The 17,510-nt window shown below is 63.0% G+C and carries 15 protein-coding genes; 9 read left to right on the forward strand and 6 right to left on the reverse strand.

Annotated elements, in window-relative coordinates; genetic code table 11:
- Positions 1–130: 130 nt before the first annotated feature.
- Genes cqsA through LMJ30_RS09890 form a run of 5 tightly spaced genes read left to right on the forward strand, consistent with a single transcriptional unit; the run spans position 131 to position 5,478 of the window.
- Positions 131–1,375 carry an alpha-hydroxyketone-type quorum-sensing autoinducer synthase gene (cqsA, locus tag LMJ30_RS09870; RefSeq protein WP_229432177.1) on the forward strand — a complete coding sequence of 415 codons (1,245 nt, stop codon included), beginning with the start codon at positions 131–133 and terminating at the stop codon, positions 1,373–1,375.
- Between the two features lie 45 nt (positions 1,376–1,420).
- Positions 1,421–2,188 (forward strand): sterol desaturase family protein, encoded by a 768-nt coding sequence (locus LMJ30_RS09875; protein WP_229432178.1) that lies wholly within the window; start codon positions 1,421–1,423, stop codon positions 2,186–2,188.
- On the forward strand, positions 2,172–2,570 hold the full coding sequence (locus LMJ30_RS09880; protein WP_229432179.1) for a group II truncated hemoglobin: 399 nt from the start codon (positions 2,172–2,174) through the stop codon (positions 2,568–2,570). Before LMJ30_RS09875 ends, LMJ30_RS09880 begins: the two co-directional genes overlap by 17 nt.
- 4 nt (positions 2,571–2,574) lie before the next feature.
- The gene (locus LMJ30_RS09885) at positions 2,575–3,894 is read left to right on the forward strand and encodes a DNA recombination protein RmuC (RefSeq protein WP_229432180.1); all 1,320 of its coding nucleotides are present in this window, start codon (positions 2,575–2,577) and stop codon (positions 3,892–3,894) included.
- A gap of 54 nt (positions 3,895–3,948) precedes the next feature.
- Entirely contained in the window at positions 3,949–5,478 is a 1,530-nt protein-coding gene (locus LMJ30_RS09890) for an acyl CoA:acetate/3-ketoacid CoA transferase (protein ID WP_229432181.1), read from the forward strand.
- A 15-nt stretch (positions 5,479–5,493) separates the two neighbouring features.
- Here LMJ30_RS09890 and LMJ30_RS09895 read toward each other — a convergent pair whose 3' ends face one another.
- From LMJ30_RS09895 to LMJ30_RS09920, 6 genes are all read right to left on the reverse strand, one after another.
- The gene (locus LMJ30_RS09895) at positions 5,494–5,892 is read right to left on the reverse strand and encodes a GFA family protein (RefSeq protein ID WP_229432182.1); all 399 of its coding nucleotides are present in this window, start codon (positions 5,890–5,892) and stop codon (positions 5,494–5,496) included.
- Between the two features lie 38 nt (positions 5,893–5,930).
- Positions 5,931–7,214, reverse strand: a complete 1,284-nt coding sequence (gene moeA / locus LMJ30_RS09900) for a molybdopterin molybdotransferase MoeA (RefSeq protein WP_229432183.1) — start codon at positions 7,212–7,214, stop codon at positions 5,931–5,933.
- Positions 7,211–7,828, reverse strand: coding sequence for a molybdenum cofactor guanylyltransferase MobA (gene mobA, locus LMJ30_RS09905; protein WP_229432184.1), 618 nt, complete (start codon positions 7,826–7,828; stop codon positions 7,211–7,213). The genes moeA and mobA overlap by 4 nt, the downstream gene beginning before the upstream one ends.
- A gap of 4 nt (positions 7,829–7,832) precedes the next feature.
- The gene (moaA, locus tag LMJ30_RS09910; RefSeq protein ID WP_229432185.1) at positions 7,833–8,942 is read right to left on the reverse strand and encodes a GTP 3',8-cyclase MoaA; all 1,110 of its coding nucleotides are present in this window, start codon (positions 8,940–8,942) and stop codon (positions 7,833–7,835) included.
- On the reverse strand, positions 8,935–10,281 hold the full coding sequence (gene chrA / locus LMJ30_RS09915) for a chromate efflux transporter (RefSeq protein WP_371872993.1): 1,347 nt from the start codon (positions 10,279–10,281) through the stop codon (positions 8,935–8,937). Before chrA ends, moaA begins: the two co-directional genes overlap by 8 nt.
- A 169-nt stretch (positions 10,282–10,450) precedes the next feature.
- Entirely contained in the window at positions 10,451–13,522 is a 3,072-nt protein-coding gene (locus LMJ30_RS09920) for an Rne/Rng family ribonuclease (RefSeq protein WP_229432187.1), read from the reverse strand.
- Positions 13,523–14,205: 683 nt separating this feature from the next.
- On the opposite strand from LMJ30_RS09920, the gene LMJ30_RS09925 reads away from it, so the two are divergent.
- The 4 genes from LMJ30_RS09925 to LMJ30_RS09940 all read left to right on the forward strand — a co-directional run bounded on the left by LMJ30_RS09925 (position 14,206) and on the right by LMJ30_RS09940 (position 17,346).
- Entirely contained in the window at positions 14,206–15,210 is a 1,005-nt protein-coding gene (locus tag LMJ30_RS09925; protein ID WP_229432188.1) for an RluA family pseudouridine synthase, read from the forward strand.
- 80 nt (positions 15,211–15,290) lie between these two features.
- The gene (locus LMJ30_RS09930) at positions 15,291–15,950 is read left to right on the forward strand and encodes an HAD-IA family hydrolase (protein ID WP_229432189.1); all 660 of its coding nucleotides are present in this window, start codon (positions 15,291–15,293) and stop codon (positions 15,948–15,950) included.
- Positions 15,950–16,330 (forward strand): Rieske (2Fe-2S) protein, encoded by a 381-nt coding sequence (locus LMJ30_RS09935; RefSeq protein ID WP_229432190.1) that lies wholly within the window; start codon positions 15,950–15,952, stop codon positions 16,328–16,330. Before LMJ30_RS09930 ends, LMJ30_RS09935 begins: the two co-directional genes overlap by 1 nt.
- 20 nt (positions 16,331–16,350) lie before the next feature.
- Entirely contained in the window at positions 16,351–17,346 is a 996-nt protein-coding gene (locus LMJ30_RS09940; protein WP_229432191.1) for a S49 family peptidase, read from the forward strand.
- Positions 17,347–17,510 lie beyond the last annotated feature (164 nt).

The raw sequence follows: 17,510 nt of genomic DNA on the forward strand, positions 1-17,510 counted from the left end.
GATAATTGTCAAACCCGATCTTGTCGCACCTTTGCAATCAGGCACTTGATCTGCCTCAACATCGCGCGCCGCTGCTGGTTTGATAGGCAACTCGAGAACACAATGAAAGTTCTTTTACTAAGGAGAAATCATGACCCTCGCAGCCCGTCAACAAAGCCTGTTTGCCCGCGCCGAACACTGCCTTCCGCCCTTCGTGACGAAGCGCATGGATGAGCACTACGTGACCCGTGTCGAGCAATTGCTCGGCGGCGAACACTTGCATGTTTGGAAACCGGCCGAAGCAGGCGCCATCATGCTCGCCGGGAATGACTACCTCTGTATTTCGGGCGATCCCGGGCTGCTGGCAGCCCAGGCGCGTTGCCTTCAGTCCAGCCAGGCCGGCTTGCTGATGTCGTCCGTGTTCCTCCAGGAAGGCAGCCGCCAGCACCAGCTTGAAGCGAAGCTGGCGCACTTCATGGGCGCCGAGGATGGCGTGCTGGCGCAGTCGGGATGGGCGGCCAACGTCGGCCTGATCCAGAGCATCGCCGAACCCGGGGTTCCGGTCTACCTCGACATGCTGGCCCACGCCTCGCTGTGGGAAGGCGTGCAGTCGGCGCGCGCCGAGGGCGTGCCTTTCCTGCACAACGACGCCGGCAACCTCGCGCGCCAGGTGGAAAAGCACGGCCGCGGCGTGATCGTCGTCGACGCGCTGTACAGCACCAACGGCAGCGTGGCGCCGCTGCACGACATCGTCGATATCGCAGAACGCAGCGGCTCGATCCTGATCGTCGACGAATCGCACTCGCTGGGCACGCACGGGCCGCGCGGCGCCGGCATCGTGGCCGACCTGAGGCTGGAGGACAGCGTCCATTTTCGCACCGCGTCGCTGGCCAAGGCGTTCGCCGGCCGCGCCGGCTTTATCACCTGTTCGAGCAAGTTCAAGGGCTACTTCCTGTCGGCCTCGCGGCCGGCGATCTTCAGCTCCTGCCTGCTCGAACATGAACTGGCGTGGTTCGACGCCGCGCTCGACCTGATCTCCGAGGCCGGACAGCGCCGCGCCGCATTGCACGCCAATGCCAGGCGGGTGCGCGAAGGCCTGCGCGAGCTTGGCTACAACGTCGACGACGGCACCGAGCAGATCATCGCGCTGGAAGCGGGACCTGAACCAAAGACGCTGGCGCTGCGCAAGGCGCTTGAGCGGCGCGGCGTCTACGGCGCGGTCTTCTGCGCGCCAGCCACCGCCAAGAACCGCTCGCTGGTGCGCCTGACGCTGAACTCCGGCCTGACAAGCAGCCAGATCAGCCGCCTGCTCGACGCCTGCGACGATATGCGCCAGGAAGTCGACCTTGAAAGCTGGTCCTCGACGCGCCGTTCGCGCCGCCTCACCCTCGTCTGAGCCGTCGCAGCAAAAACAACAACTACATACATTGGAGTGTCCAAAATGTCGACCTTGTTCCTGTTCTCCGCGATTTCCGCATTCTTCCTCGCCGTGTTCGCGCTGTGCGCGGGCGGCGCCTACCTGCTGGTCTGGACCCTGGGGCGCGAGCGCTACGCAGCGCACCGTATCCAGAAGCGCCCGCGGCCCGCGCAGGTAACGCGCGAAATTTTCTGGTCCGTCGTCTCGATCCTGATCCTGTCGTCGCTGCTGACAATCACCTGGCTCACCGCGGAGGCGGGATGGAGCCTCGGCTACTTCGACGTCGGCCAATATGGATGGACCTACCTTGCCGCCTCGGTGGCGATCATGGCCGTGGTCCACGACACCTATTACTACTGGGCGCACCGCTTCATGCACCACCCGAAGGTGTTCCGCCATGTGCACAAGCTGCACCACACCTTCACCAATCCCACGCCGTTTGCCAGCTACGCCTTCCATCCGCTTGAGGCGGTCGTCGAAGTGGCCTGGTACGCGCCGCTGGCTTTCGTGCTGCCGGTGCACCCCTACGCAGTGGCCGCCTACATCGTCGTGCTCACGGTGCTGAACGTGATCAGCCACCTCGGCTACGAGTTCTACAGCCCCGGCGTCGCGCGCTGGTTCATCACCAGCACCCACCACAACATGCACCACGCGCGCTCGAAGGGACATTTCATGTTGTACTTCAACCTGTGGGACCGCTGGATGGGCACCAACATGCCGGAATACGAGGCTGCCATGCAGCGCAAGGAAGACGACACGGTTCCGCTGCGCTATCATGGCGCACATGAGTGAACCTACTACCCTGTATGAAGTGATCGGCGGCGAGGCGCGCGTGCGCGAACTGGTCGACCGGTTTTACGACCTGATGGAGCTGGAACCGGAATTCGCGGGCATCCACGCGATGCACCCGAAGCCGAACGACAGCTCGCGCGACAAGCTGTTCATGTTCCTGTCCGGCTGGATGGGCGGGCCCGACCTGTTCGTCGAAAAGTACGGCCACCCGCGCCTGCGCGCGCGCCACCTCCCGTTCGCCATCGGCTCGGCCGAACGCGACCAGTGGCTGCGCGCGATGGCGTGGGCGATGGAAGACGTCGGCATCGAGGAATCGCTGCGGCTGCGGCTGATGGAGTCTTTCTACCAGACCGCCGACTGGATGCGCAACAAGGCCGACTGACTACATGACCCAACTCGAATTCCTGGTACTGGCCGCCCTTGCCGTCATCGTGATTGCGCTGCAGCTTGCATTGCTGTTGCGTGGGCGCGGGCGTGACGCCGAACGGATGGAACGCGAACTGCGCGCCGAACTGCAGGCCAGCGCACAGGCCACGCGCCAGGAGCTGGGCGGCACGCTGGCCCAGTACCACGGCGCCACCGTCCAGCAGCTCGACAGCCTGCGCCAGCAAAGCATGCTGCAGGCGAGCAGTGGCCGGGAGGAGCAGGCGGTCGCGCTCAAGCGCTTCGCCGACACCCTCCAGCGCACCTTGAACACGCTGACCGAATCGCACTCGCAGCGCATGACGGAAGTGCGCGCAACGCTGGAAACCAAGATCAGGGACCTGCAGACCGACAACGCGGCGCGCCTTGAAGAGATGCGCAAAACGGTCGACGAGAAGCTGCATGCAACGCTCGAAACCCGCCTGACCGAATCCTTCAAGCAGGTATCCGAGCGGCTTGAGAAGGTCCACCAGGGCCTCGGCGAAATGCAGCAGCTGGCGCTGGGCGTCGGCGACCTGAAACGGGTGCTCACCAACGTCAAGACGCGCGGCACCTGGGGCGAGGTCCAGCTTGAGATGCTGCTCGAGCAGGTGCTCACTGTCGACCAGTACGCCAAGAACGTCGAAACGGTGGCAGGCACCAATGCGCGGGTCGAATTCGCCATCAAGCTGCCAGGCGTGATCGATGGCGGCGCCCCGGTGTGGCTGCCAATCGACGCCAAATTCCCCAAGGAGCAGTACGAGCGGCTGGTGGAAGCGGCCGACCGTGCCGATGCCGAGGGGGTGGCCCTGTACGGCAAAGAGCTGGAAAAGGCAGTGCGTAACGAGGCCAAGACGATTTGCGAAAAGTACGTCTCGCCGCCGCACACCACCGATTTTGCGATCCTGTTCCTGCCCACTGAAGGCCTGTACGCGGAAGTGATGCGCCGACCGGGACTGGCCGACGACTTGCAGCGCAAGCTGCGCGTATCGATTGCGGGGCCGTCGACTCTTGCTGCGATCCTCAACAGTTTGCAGATGGGATTCCGTACCCTCGCGCTGGAGAAGCGCTCGTCGGAGGTATGGGAAGTGCTGGGCGCGGTGAAGACCGAGTTCGGCAAATTCGGCGACGTGCTGAGCGCGACCAAGCTGACCCTGGAGCGCGCGGCCAAGAATATCGAGAACGCCGAAGTGCGCAGCCGCCAGATGGCGCGCAGGCTGAAATCGGTGGAAGCACTGCCGAGCGAAGCGGCCCAGCTGCTGCTCGGGCCGGAAATCGAAGCAGGAGATAGCGACACCCTATAACGTCGTCCCCGCGCAGGCGGGGACCCATAAAGCGTTGGCATCAACGGAGCCCAAATGCGCAACAAGGTCGTGACGGCAGCAGAAGCGGTACAACGGATTCGCGACGGGGCGACTGTCGCCACCGGTGGTTTCGTCGGCGTTGGTTTTGCAGAGAACATCGCCGTGGCGCTCGAACAGCGCTTCACCTCCACCGGACTGCCGCGCGACCTGACGCTGGTCTACGCCGCAGGGCAGGGCGACGGCAAGAACCGCGGCCTGAACCACTTTGCGCACCAGGGGCTCGTCAAGCGCGTGATCGGCGGCCACTGGGGCCTGGTGCCCAAGCTCCAGGCACTCGCCATCGACAACGAGATTGAAGCCTACAACCTGCCGCAGGGCGTCATCAGCCAGCTGTTTCGCGACACCGCTGCCGGCAAGCCTGGCCTGCTGTCGTCAGTAGGTGTCGGCACCTTTGTGGACCCGCGTTACGGCGGCGGCAAGATCAACAGCCGCGCGCGCGACGAGCTGGTGGAGCTGATGACAATCGGCGGCGAAGAATACCTGTTCTACAAGGCGCAGCCGATCGATGTGGCCATCATTCGCGGCACCACCGCCGACGCCCACGGCAACGTCACGATGGAGAAGGAAGCATTGACGCTGGAGGCGCTGGCGATCGCGATGGCGGCGCACAACTCGGGCGGCATCGTGATCGTGCAGGTTGAAAAGGTCGTCGAAGCCGGCACGCTCAACGCGCGCCAGGTCAAGGTGCCCGGCCTGCTGGTGGACTACGTCGTCATCTCCGAAAACCCCGAGTATCACCACCAGACCTTCGGCACTGAGTACAGCGAAGCATATGCAAGCGAGGTTCGGCTCCCGCTGGGTTCCATCAAACCTGCCCCGTTATCGGAACGCGTGATCATCGCCCGCCGCGCCTTGATGGAGCTGCGTGAAGGCGACGTCGTCAACCTCGGCATCGGCATGCCGGAAGGCGTGGCGCAGGCTGCAGCCGAACGGCAGATGCTCGACAAGATCACGCTGACCGCGGAGGCGGGTGTGATCGGTGGAATGCCGGCTTCAGGGCTTGATTTTGGCGCTGCGATCAACGCCGAGGCAGTGATCGACCAGCCCTACCAGTTCGATTTCTATGATGGCGGCGGACTGGACGTCGCTGTCCTCGGACTTGCGCAGGCCGACCGTTTCGGCAACCTGAACGTCAGCAAATTCGGATCGCGTCTGGCGGGAGCCGGTGGCTTCATCAACATCAGCCAGAACGCCAGGAAGGTCGCGTTCGTCGGTACCTTTACCGCCGGGGGACTGGAGATCGCTGTCGACGACGGCCAGTTGCGGATTGCGAGCGAGGGACGCAGCAAGAAGTTTGTTGACCAGGTTGAGCATCGCACCTACTCGGGCGAGCACGCGTACCGTCGTGGTCAGGATGCACTCTACATTACCGAGCGCTGCGTTTTCAGGCTGGTCGAGGGTGGGCTGGAGCTGATTGAAATCGCGCCCGGTATCGACCTTGAGCGCGACGTGTTTGAGCAGATGGATTTCAAGCCGGCGGTAAGTCCATCGCTGAAGCTGATGGACGCGGATATCTTCAGGTAGATTTACTTGGGATATCTACAATCTATCGGCTGGATGATTCACGCCGTCGTTGGTCGGAACGTCCCCCAGGTCAAAAGGATTCACTCCTTCGAGACACCCCACGTTGTAGCCAAATTGATTGGGATTCGACCGGCGCTGGTGGTGGGTGTAGATGCCGCAGCGTGAGCAGAAGTAGTGCTTCGCAGTGTGGGTATTGAACTCGTACAGTGCCAGCACGTCCTGGCCCTGAACAATCGAGATCCCCGACAGGGGCACCGAGGCCACAATCGCTCCTCTGCGCCGGCAAATCGAACAATCGCAGCGGCGCGGGTCGACAATGCCGTCTGGGAGATCCAGCTCGAGTACCACCGCGCCGCAATGGCACGACGCACGATGCTTCGCTTTGATCTCAGTGCCGCCTACGTTCTTTATCATGTCCTCGCTCCGACTATTTTCGCGATTGATCCAGGCGTCTAGACCAGCCCTTCGAACAAGATCACGTCGACCAGGTCCCCAGCCGCGACATTGCCTTGCTCGTCATGCAGCACGACCATGCAGTTTGCCTCCGACATCGAGCGCAGGATGCCCGATCCCTGCGAGCCGGTGATACGCACCTGCTGTTCGCCGTGCTCGTTCGTCGACAGGATGCCGCGCTGGTACTCGGTACGTCCCGGCTTTTTGCGCAGTGCGCCTGCCGACCTGGCCTTGACCAGCAGCTGCGGCGCCTGCGCTCCCATCATGCGCAGCAGTGCCGCGCGGGCGAAGAAGTAGAACGACACCATCACCGCTACCGGATTGCCAGGAAGGCCGAACAGGAAGGCGCTCTTGCCGTTCGAGTTGATGCGCCCGAAGGCCAGCGGGCGGCCGGGCCGCATGCCGATCTTCCAGAACGTCACATCGCCCAGCTCCGCCATGATCTGCTTCGTGTAGTCGGCCGCACCGACCGATACGCCGCCGGATGTGATCACCGCGTCGACGTTTTCGCAGGCGGTGCGCAGCGCTTGTTCCAATGCTTCCGGATCGTCGCGCACGATGCCCATGTCGACGATGTCGCAGCCAAGCCGCGTCAGCATGCCGAACAGGGTGTAGCGGTTGCTGTCGTAGACACAGCCCGCTTCGAGCGGCTCGCCGATAGAACGCAGCTCGTCGCCGGTCGAGAAGAACGCCACGCGCAGGCGGCGCATCACCGGTACTTCCGCGATGCCGAGCGACGCAATCAGGCCCAGGTCGGCTGGACGAATGATCTTTCCTTTCGCGATCGCCGCGCTGCCGGCCATCAGGTCTTCACCGGCAAAGCGGCGGTTGTCGCCGGTGCGGATGGTGCCGGGGTTGATGGTGATCGCGGTCTCGCTGATCGACGCCACGTGCTCCTGCGGGATCACGCTGTCGCAGCCTTCCGGCATGACGCCACCCGTCATGATGCGTACGCATTCGCCGGCTTGCGGAACGATGCCCGACGGCCGTCCCGCGTACACCGTTGCGATGACCTTCAGCGTAGTGGCCGACGATTCGCTCAGGTCCGCGCCGCGCAGCGCGTAGCCGTCCATGGCGGAGTTGTCGTGCGCAGGAACGCTGATCGGCGAGATGATGTCGGCGGCGAGCACGCGGTCCAGTGCAGATCGCAGGGCGACTTGTTCAATCGCGCCGACGGGGGTGATGAAGTCGTTGATGATGCGCTGCGCATGGCGCACCGGGAGCGCATCGGGATCGTAGTCGGACAGGCAGCTGGTGACGTCGTTCAGTGTCGTGTTCTTCATTCTTGCTCGTTCTCGAACTGTTGTAGTTCGCGCAGGGTATTGATATTGCGGAAGGCGCTGGCGTCATCGAAACGCACCCGTACAACCTTGATCGCGCCGTACCAGCCATCCATGCGGCGTCCGCCCGTGGCGAGGAAATTCGCCAGATGGGGCAGGGCGGATGTTTTGACGAGCGCGAACACCGGGTGCGGCTGGACACGCATTTCGCCGCTGTCGTCCGCCTCCTCGGTTTCGGCCAGCGCCAGGTCGGCGCCGTTCGCCTCAAGCGCGGCCGCAAGGCGTTCGACGAGATCGGCTGGCAGGAACGGCGAATCGCACGGTGCGGTCACCAGGTAGTCGGTGGCGCAGCGGCGCAGGCCTGTTTCGAGACCGGCCATCGGACCTTCGAAACCTTGGAGGTCATCCGGCCACACGGGCACGCCAAATGCCGCGTACTGATCGAGGTTCTGGTTAGCGTTGATTGCGATGGCGCCAACCTGCGGCGCAAGCCGTTCGATGACATGTGCAGCCATCGGCCTTCCGCGGAATGGCTGCAGGCCTTTATCGACGTGGCCCATGCGGCTGCCGCGGCCACCTGCCAGAATCAGGCCGGTGATTTGTTCACGAAACGGCATTGGGTCATCCTCCGATGTAGGACATTTCGACTTTCGGTCCGCCGCGGACAAGGCCGTCCGTATTAATGGTGCGCGTTTCGGAGTAGCGGTCGGTGCGCGCGCGCCAGATGTGGGCGATCGCCGTCGAGATTTCGGCATCGCTGCGGCCATCGCGCAGCAAGGCGCGCAGGTCGCTGCCCCGGGTCGCGAACAGGCAGGTGTACAGCTTGCCCTCGGTCGACAGGCGCGCACGCGAGCAGTCTTGGCAGAATGCCTGTGTCACGCTGGAGATCACGCCGATCTCGCCGCCGCCGTCCACGTAGCGCCAGCGCGCCGCGGTCTCGCCGGTGTAGTTGGCCTCAATCGGCAGCAATGGCATGTCGGCCGAGATGCGGCGCACCACTTCGGACGACGGTACCACCTCGCGCATGTTCCAGCCATTGGAGGCGCCGACGTCCATGTATTCGATGAAGCGCAGGATGTACGGGCTGCCTTTGAAGTGGCGCGCCATCGGTACGATTTCCTGGTCGTTCATGCCGCCCTTGACCACCATGTTGACCTTGATCGGGCCCAGGCCGGCCTTGTGCGCGGCGTCGAGCCCGTTCAACACGTCGGCCACCGCAAAGTCGACGTCGTTCATGCGCTTGAAGGTGGCGTCGTCGAGCGAGTCGAGCGAGACCGTCACGCGGTTCAGTCCAGCATCCTTCAGCGACTGCGCCTTTTTCGCGAGCAGCGAGCCGTTGGTGGTCAGGGTCAGGTCGAGCGGCTTGCCGCCCGGCGTGCGTAGTTCGGCCAGCATGCCGACCAGCCGTTCCAGGTCTTTGCGCAACAGCGGTTCGCCGCCGGTCAGGCGAAGTTTCTCGACGCCGTGGGCGACGAACAGGCGCGCGATGCGGGTAATTTCCTCGAACGACAACAGCGACGAATGGGGCAGGTAGGCGTAATCCTTGTCGAACACTTCCTTGGGCATGCAGTAGACGCAGCGGAAATTGCAGCGGTCGGTGACGGAGATGCGCAGGTCGTGCAGTGGACGCGCGAGGGCATCGCCCAGCAGGCCGGTCGGCGTTTCGAGCAGGTGCGGAATCACGGGCGAGGTGTTGCGTTCGTCCCGGAACATGATTGTTTTTTCAGCCATTCCAATACGATAGCATGAGGCCAGCAAGGGCGCAGGCGGCAATGAGTTTGATGGTTCCCGCCTTGAAGCGGAACAGGGCAATACAGGCCGCTGCGCTGATCGCGACCGCAGCCCAGTCGATGCGTCCTCCAGCCAAGAAAACATGTTGCCCGAAGAACAGTGCCAGGCTGACGATGACGCCCACCACAGCTGCCGAGATCGCCGTCAGCGGCGCGGTCATGCGGACATTGCCGCGCGTCGATTCGACCAGCGGGCCGCCGGCGAGGATGAAAATGAATGATGGCAGGAAGGTGAAGAAGGCAGCGACCGCGGCGCCCGCTATCCCGGCAAGCAACAGGCTGTCCTGCCCGAACAATGCGTGGGTCCAGCCGCCGACGAAGCCAACGAAGGCGACGATCATGATCAGCGGACCGGGCGTGGTCTCGCCGAGGGCGAGGCCGTCGATCATCTGGGTGGCGCTCAGCCACTGGTACTGCTCGACACCGCCCTGATAGACATAGGGCAGCACCGCATACGCCCCGCCGAAGGTCAGCATGGCGGCCTTGGTGAAGAACCAGCCCATCTGCGCGAGCGTGCCGGCAGCGCCATAGCGGCTTGTGAGCAACAGCCAGACAGCGGCGCCGATTCCGGCACCGATCAATGCTACTTTTAACAGGTGTCCCGGAGAAAAGCGCGCCTGCGGCGGGCTTGGCGTTGTGTCATCGATGATGGCCAGGCCATAGGACGCGCTACTGTGTACGGCGGCGCCGCCAACCTGGAACAGGTGTGGCCACGCGCGCCCGCCAACCATGCCGATGATTGCCGCTCCGGCAACGATGGCCGGGAATGGCAGGCGTGCAACTGCAATGGCGAGGCAGGACGCAATGGCGATGGCGATCATCGCGGGATTGCGCAGCGAGCGCGTACCGATGCGCCAGGCCGCCGCGAGCACAATGGCGACGACCGCCGGCTTGATGCCGTAGAGGATGCCCGCCACCACCGGCAGGTTGCCGTAGGCGAGGTAGATCCACGACAGCAAGATCAGGAGCAGCAGCGAAGGGAGCACGAACAGCACGCCGGCCATGATGCCGCCACGGGTGCGGTGCATCAGCCAGCCGATGTAGACGGCAAGCTGGGTCGCTTCCGGGCCGGGCAGCAGCATGCAGTAGTTGAGCGCGTGCAGGAAGCGCTGCTCCGAGATCCAGCGGCGGCGCTCGACCAGTTCGGTGTGCATCATCGCGATCTGGCCGGCTGGGCCGCCAAAGCTGATGAAGCCGAGTTTGAGCCAGTACCAGAAGGCCTGGGACAAGGTGACCGGGGGAGGAATGGTGTCGCGGGGAAGCAAGCTCATATCCGTCATTGCCGCGAAAGCGGGAATCCATACGCAGGGGGCGCCGCCATCGCAGCATGGATTCCCGCATCCGCGGGAATGACGTGGGTTCTAGGTTTGTAGGACAGCATAGATTTTGTCATCAATGAAAAAGGGAAGCGCGAGGCTTCCCTTTTTACCGTATCAACCACCCATCAGGTTATTGACGGGTGTCGACCTGGATCAGCGGCTCGTCAGCTTGCGGCGGCAGTGGCTTGCGCTCGCGCGGCTTGCGTACCGGCGGTGCAACCTGGGCTGCTGCTTCCTGCGCTGCGCGCAGTTTTGCCGGGTCGGTCGATGCCATCACCAGGCCTGCCGAACCGAGCAGTTCATTGATGTCGGCGATCGGCGCCGGGGCAACGGCGGCGGCCGGGGCAACAGCAGCGGCCGGAGCAGGTGCAGGCGCTGCGTCGACCTTTGCTGGCTCGGCTGCTACAGGCTCGGCAACCAGTTCCGATACCGGGTCAGGGGTGAAGATGGTCGGTTCAGCGTAGGCTGGCGCTGGCTCTGCCGCGGCTGGCGCAGGCGCCGCCTCGACAGGCTCAGCTGCTGCCGGCGCTGCAGCTTCGGTCACGACCGGCGCTGCTTCAACCGGGGCGGTTTCAGCCGCAGCCGCTGCTTCAGCCATTGCTTCGGAAGCGACGTACTCAGCCGACGGTACCGGCGCTGCGCCGGATTCCGCGACGTCTGCCGCCACGACCGAGGTCGCTGCGACTGGCGCTTCGGCCACTGGCGCTTTTTCTTCAGCCACTGGCGCCGCTTCGACGACTGGCGCCGCTTCGACGACCGGGGCTGCTTCAACCGGCACTGCCGCTACGACGCTCGCTTCAGGGGCAACATTGAATGTTGCTTCCTGGGCTTGTTCGCCTTCGACTTCGCCTTCCTGGCCTTCCATGCCTTCAACCTGGTCGCGGTCACGGCGATTGCGGTTGCGGCCGCCACGGCGGCGGCGGCGGCGCGGCTCGTCGCCACCTGCTTCGACTTCGATTTCTTCGCCGTTCGGGCCAATGGTCATCACGGTCTTCGGTACCGGCGCCAGTGCTTCCTGCTCGCCGGTCACGCCAACGTTGATGGCCGCTGCCGCAGCTGCCACGACAGGCGCTACTGCCAGCTCGTCGGTGCGGCTTTCGATGGCCGGGGTACGCTCGGCGCGCTCGCGCGGCTGGCGGGCTGGACGTTCAGCACGTTCAGGACGCTCAGCGCGTTCGCCGCGTTCTGGACGCTCGCCACGTTCAGCGCGTGGCCCTGCCGCCGTTACCTCGGCCTGTTCGCGTGGTTCACGCGGCGGACGCGGCTGGCGCGGTGGACGCGCTGGCTTGGTCTCGGCTTCCGCTGCCTTGACGGTTTCGTCCTGGCCGGCCTTCGGCTCGCGCTCTTCGCGCTCACGGCCGCCTTGCTTGCCGCCACGGCCGCGGCCACGCGGGCCACGCACATTGCGCTCGCCCCGGTCGGCTGCCGCCGGCTTGCTTGGGGTGGCAGGTGCCGCCGGGGCTGCAACAACGGTTTCTTCAGGGCCGAAGAAGAAGGCTTTCACCTTGGCGAAGAAGCCCAGTTCGGCCGGTGCGGTCAGCACTGGCGCGGCAACCTTCGGTACTTCAACGGTCGAGCGGTCCACCATCGGCGCAGGCTGGGCCGGGGTAATCGTCTTGACGACGGCTTCCTGGCGCGGCTTGACGTCTTCCTTCTGGCGCTTGCTGTAGGCCATGTCGGTCTCAGCCTGCTCAGCCAGGTTGTAGCTGGCCTGGGTGTCTTCGAGGCGCGGGTCGTCGTGCTTGATGCGCTCGAGCTTGTAGTGCGGGGTGTCGAGGTGCTTGTTCGGGATCAGGATCACGCTGATGCGGTGACGGTTCTCGATCTTCAGCACTTCGCCGCGCTTTTCGTTGAGCAGGAAAGCGGCAACGTCCACTGGCACTTGCACGTGGATGGTGGCCGAGTTTTCCTTCATCGCCTCTTCCTGGATGATGCGCAAAACTTGCAGGGCCGACGATTCGGTGTCACGGATGTGGCCGGTGCCGGAGCAGCGCGGGCAGGTCACGTGGCTGCCTTCGGACAGCGACGGACGCAGGCGCTGGCGCGACAGTTCCATCAGGCCGAAGCGCGAGATCTTGCCCATCTGGACGCGGGCGCGGTCGTGGTGCAGCGCATCTTTCAGGCGGGTTTCCACCTCGCGCTGGTTCTTCGCCACTTCCATGTCGATGAAGTCGATGACGATCAGGCCGCCCAGGTCGCGCAGGCGCAGCTGGCGGGCAACTTCCTCGGCCGCTTCGCAGTTGGTGTTGAAGGCGGTGGTCTCGATGTCCGAGCCGCGGGTGGCGCGCGCCGAGTTGACGTCGACGGACACCAGCGCTTCGGTGTGGTCGATCACGATGGCGCCGCCCGATGGCAGCGGCACGGTGCGCGAGTACGCGGTTTCAATCTGGTGTTCGATCTGGAAGCGTGAGAACAGCGGTACGTCGTCGCTGTAGCGCTTTACGCGGTGCACCATGTCGGGCATCACGTGGCTCATGAACTGGTGCGCCTGCTCGTAGATGTCGTCGGTGTCGATCAGGATCTCGCCGATGTCCGGCTGAAAGTAGTCGCGGATCGCGCGGATGACCAGCGAGGATTCCTGGTAGATCAGGAAAGCGCCGTTGCCTTGCTTGCCGGCGCCTTCGATCGCGCGCCACAGTTGCATCAGGTAGTTCAGGTCCCACTGCAGTTCTTCGACGTTGCGGCCGATGCCTGCGGTGCGGGCGATCACCGACATACCCTGCGGCAAGTCGAGCTTGTCCATCGTTTCGCGCAGTTCCTGGCGCTCTTCGCCTTCGACACGGCGCGATACGCCGCCGCCGCGCGGGTTGTTCGGCATCAGCACGAGGTAGCGGCCGGCCAGCGAGATGAACGAGGTCAGGGCGGCGCCCTTGTTGCCGCGTTCTTCTTTTTCGACCTGGACCATGATTTCCTGGCCTTCGCGCAGCGCATCCTTGATCGATGCATTGCGCACGTCGACGCCGTCGCGGAAGTAGGAACGCGCCACTTCCTTGAATGGCAGGAAGCCGTGGCGGTCTTCGCCGTAGCTGACGAAGCAGGCTTCGAGCGATGGCTCGATGCGGGTGATGACGCCTTTGTAGATATTCGACTTGCGCTGTTCGCGACCCGCCGTTTCGATATCGATATCGATCAGTTTCTGACCGTCGACAATCGCTACGCGCAGCTCTTCTTGCTGCGTAGCGTTAAACAACATACGTTTCATTTTTTATTAACTCCGCGGCCCGGGGGCCGATCCAGTGCCGCTTTTTAAAGCGGCAATAAGTACACGGGATGTACGCTAGAAGTGGAGATGCCGGAGGTGGGTATGCCTAAGCGTACGGCGCGCTGACGCTGCGCGTCATGGCCGTAACAGGCGCTGTGGGGTCGATCGACATGCCGAGTGCACGCATCACCTGCAACTTGCCGAATGCAGCCCGGTCAAACTGGGGCACGGCTACAAGCCAGGCGGTGAGCAAATCAATGGCCAGACCGCGGTTTGGCGAACATACAAAGGCTTGGATACCCAGGCACGCAAACGGCCTTTACCTCACAAGCCTCAGGTACGAGGCGAAAATCCGGTCGGGCGAAAACGACAAGCGTTATCGACGCCATCATCCGGCGAGCCCGCCTACAGGCCGGCTTGCCGGTACTTATCCTTAAAATTCCTAGCAATCCAATTCAGCACCCATGCGCGGTATCCGATTACAACTACGGTGCAACCCTGATTCGCGCAGGAATGTGCGTACACATTTTTTTCCATCGAATTTGCAATTTGGCGAGGCCGATGGAGACGCCCCTGTGTAAAATATCGTTTTAATTCTTACACCAGCAGAGGTTTGACCGCCGCCTGTCGATTATATATTCAAAATGAAGGACTTAGAGAGAATTTCTGGGAAGACAGAGCAAATGAAGATGCAAAACGATGTTGTTCCCCCTTCATCACAGCCGGCAGCACTCCAACCGCAAGCGCAGTTCGTCACCATCACCGAAGAAGAAGCTGGCCAGCGTATTGACAACTACCTGCTGCGCATCTGCAAGGGCGTGCCAAAGAGCCACGTCTACCGCATCCTGCGCTCAGGCGAAGTACGTGTCAATAAGGGCCGCATCGACCAGATGTACCGCCTCGAAAGCGGCGACGTGGTCCGTATTCCGCCAGTGCGCATCGCCGAGAAATCAAGCCAGGCCGCCGTGCCGGGCGCCGAATTCGCGATCCTGCATGAGGATGCCCACCTTTTAATCATCGATAAGCCGTGCGGCGTGGCCGTGCACGGCGGCTCGGGCGTGTCCTACGGCGTCATCGAACAGCTGCGCGCGGCCCGTCCGGACGCCAAGTTCCTTGAACTGGTACACCGCCTGGACCGCGAAACTTCGGGCCTGCTGCTGTTGGCCAAGAAAAGGTCAGCGCTGACCAACCTGCATGAGCAGATGCGCGACGGTCTCACCGACAAGCGCTACCTGACCATGGTGGCGGGCGACTGGCAGAATGCGCGCCAGCATATCAAGCTGCCGCTGCATAAATACACCACAGCGGAAGGCGAGCGCCGCGTCTGCGTGCAGGCGGGCGGCATGGAGTCGCATACGGTGTTCGGCCTGCTTCGCAAGTGGAACAAGTTTGCCTTGCTGGAAGCCGAACTGAAAACCGGGCGTACCCACCAGATTCGCGTTCACCTCGCATCGTCTGGCTTTCCCATCCTTGGCGATGATAAATACGGCGATTTCGCCCTCAACCGCGCCTTGCTCAAGGCCGACGACACCCGCGGCGCGCTCAAGCGGATGTTCCTTCATGCGCACCAGATCACCTTTACGCATCCGGAAACCGGCAAGCCGATGACGGTCAATGCACCTTTACCGGCGGAATGTGAGCGTTTCTTGGTAAGCTTGGGAAAACCGCAGACCACCGCGAAGCGCTAAATCAACCTCATTGGTGGACCCACCCGGTCCACCGACCAAATACCTGGACAGGAGCCGGCCGCCATCAGTGGCTGGAGAACATGGCAAGAAAGCAATTTGATCTGATCGTCTTCGATTGGGACGGCACGCTGATGGACAGCACCGCCACCATCGTCAAATGTATCCAGGCAGCGGCAAAAGACCTCGGCTTGCCGGTGCCCAACGACGAAGCGGCGTCGCACGTGATCGGCCTCGGCCTGTTCGAGGCGATGCAGGCCGTCATGCCTGGCATCGACCCCGCCTGGTATCCGCGCATGGTGGAGCGATATCGCTACCATTTCCTGTCAAAAGACCATGATCTGGTGCTGTTCGACGGCGTTCGCGAAATGCTGACCGAGCTGTCGCAGCAGGCCTACTTCCTCGCCGTGGCCACCGGAAAGAGCCGGGTAGGGCTGAACCGCGCCCTGAACGCCGTGGGCCTGCTGTCCTTGTTCGACGCAACCCGTTGCGCCGACGAGACATTTTCCAAGCCGCATCCTGCAATGTTGCAGGAATTGACAAGGGAATTGGGCCAGGACCTGCGCCGCACCGTTATGATCGGCGACACCACGCACGACTTGCTTATGGCCAATAACGCTGGCGCTGCCGGGATTGCGGTACAGTATGGCGCCCATCCGGTCGACCAGCTGCACGCCTGCTCGCCGCTGTATTCGGCGAGCACGGTCGGCGAATTGCACCAGTGGCTGGCAGAGAACGCCTGATGGGGGGCGCTTCGAACGAGGTATTCATCTGCGCGTCGGACGCCGTGGCCGAAGGCGGCAAGGGCGTGCGTTTTCCCGTGCTGGCGTTTGGCGACCCCGCCACCGGGTTTGTGGTGCGCTACGACGGCAAGCCCCATGCCTACCTGAACCGCTGCGCCCATGTTCCTATCGAGCTGGATTGGGCGGAAGGCGAGTTTTTCGAATCGAGCGGCCTGTACCTGATGTGCGCGACCCACGGGGCGATCTATGTTCCCGACAGCGGGCTGTGCGCCGGCGGCCCGTGCAAGGGAGGTCGGCTGCGCCCGATCGCCGTGCGTGAGCTGGACGACAAGATTTACTGGCAGCCGGATGAATTCATCCGGCCGCCGCAAGCGACGTGAAGTGCGAACCATAAGCGAGTATGAACGAGACCACTAGCCACCAACCCGACAGCCGCAGGACGCCGCGCGAGATCAGCTCCAACTGGGAGCGCGAGACGCTGGAAAAGCTGATGTTCGCCACATTGAAGGAACAGCGCGCGGCGCGGCGCTGGCATATCTTCTTCCGCTTGCTGATGATCGGCATTGCGGTGGTCGGGCTGTGGATCTTTTTTGACCTGAATTTCCCTGGCGACGACGCCGAGGCGCTGGGCCGCCACACAGCGTTGATCGAAATTGAGGGCAACATCGAAGAAGAAGGCAGCGGCGCCGCCGACAACGTGGTGCCTTCGCTGAACAAGGCGTTTTCCGACAATGGCTCGGTCGCGGTGGTCTTGCGCATCAACAGCCCGGGCGGCAGCCCGGTCCAGGCCGGCATCATCGTGGATGAAATCAAGCGCCTGCGCCGCGGTTATCCGACCAAGCAGCTGTATGTGGTGGTGGATGAAATGTGCGCTTCGGGCGGCTACTACATCGCCGCGGCGGCGGACCGCATTTTCGTGAACAAAGCCAGCATTGTGGGCTCGGTTGGCGTACTGATGGACGGTTTTGGCTTTACCGGCACGATGGAAAAGCTGGGCGTCGAGCGGCGCCTGATGACGGCTGGCGAGAACAAGGGCTTCCTCGATCCATTCAGCCCGCAATCGGAAAAACACAAGGCGCACGCCCAGGCGATGCTCAATGAAATCCACCAGCAATTCATCAGCGTGGTGCGCGCCGGCCGCGGCAAGCGCCTGAAGGAAACGCCGGACACCTTCTCCGGCCTCTACTGGAGCGGCGCGAAAGCCGTCGAGATGGGCCTGGCCGACGGCTTCGGCACGGTGGACAGTGTGGCGCGCGACATCGTCAAGGTCGAGGATATTGTGGACTACACCGCCCACGAGGGATTGCCTGAGCGGGTGCTGAAGAAATTCGGTGCCGCGGTGGGGGAAGGTGCGGTCAAGGCTATGGGCCCGGGAAATCTTCCGCAGTTGCGCTAATTTTCCGACAAATATTTTCCTTGAATGTTCAGGCAGGTGTTCTATATTTAGACCTGTAGTTCATTCTAAGGGGGACGCTATTACCAAATCACCGTGTTGGCATCATTTCGATTGAAGCGAACTACCGCTGCATTCTGTAATGCGGTACTGAGAGAATTCTAATT

Origin of the sequence: Massilia agrisoli (assembly GCF_020831365.1) — a bacterium.
Classification (GTDB): Bacteria; Pseudomonadota; Gammaproteobacteria; order Burkholderiales; family Burkholderiaceae_D; genus Telluria_A; species Telluria_A agrisoli.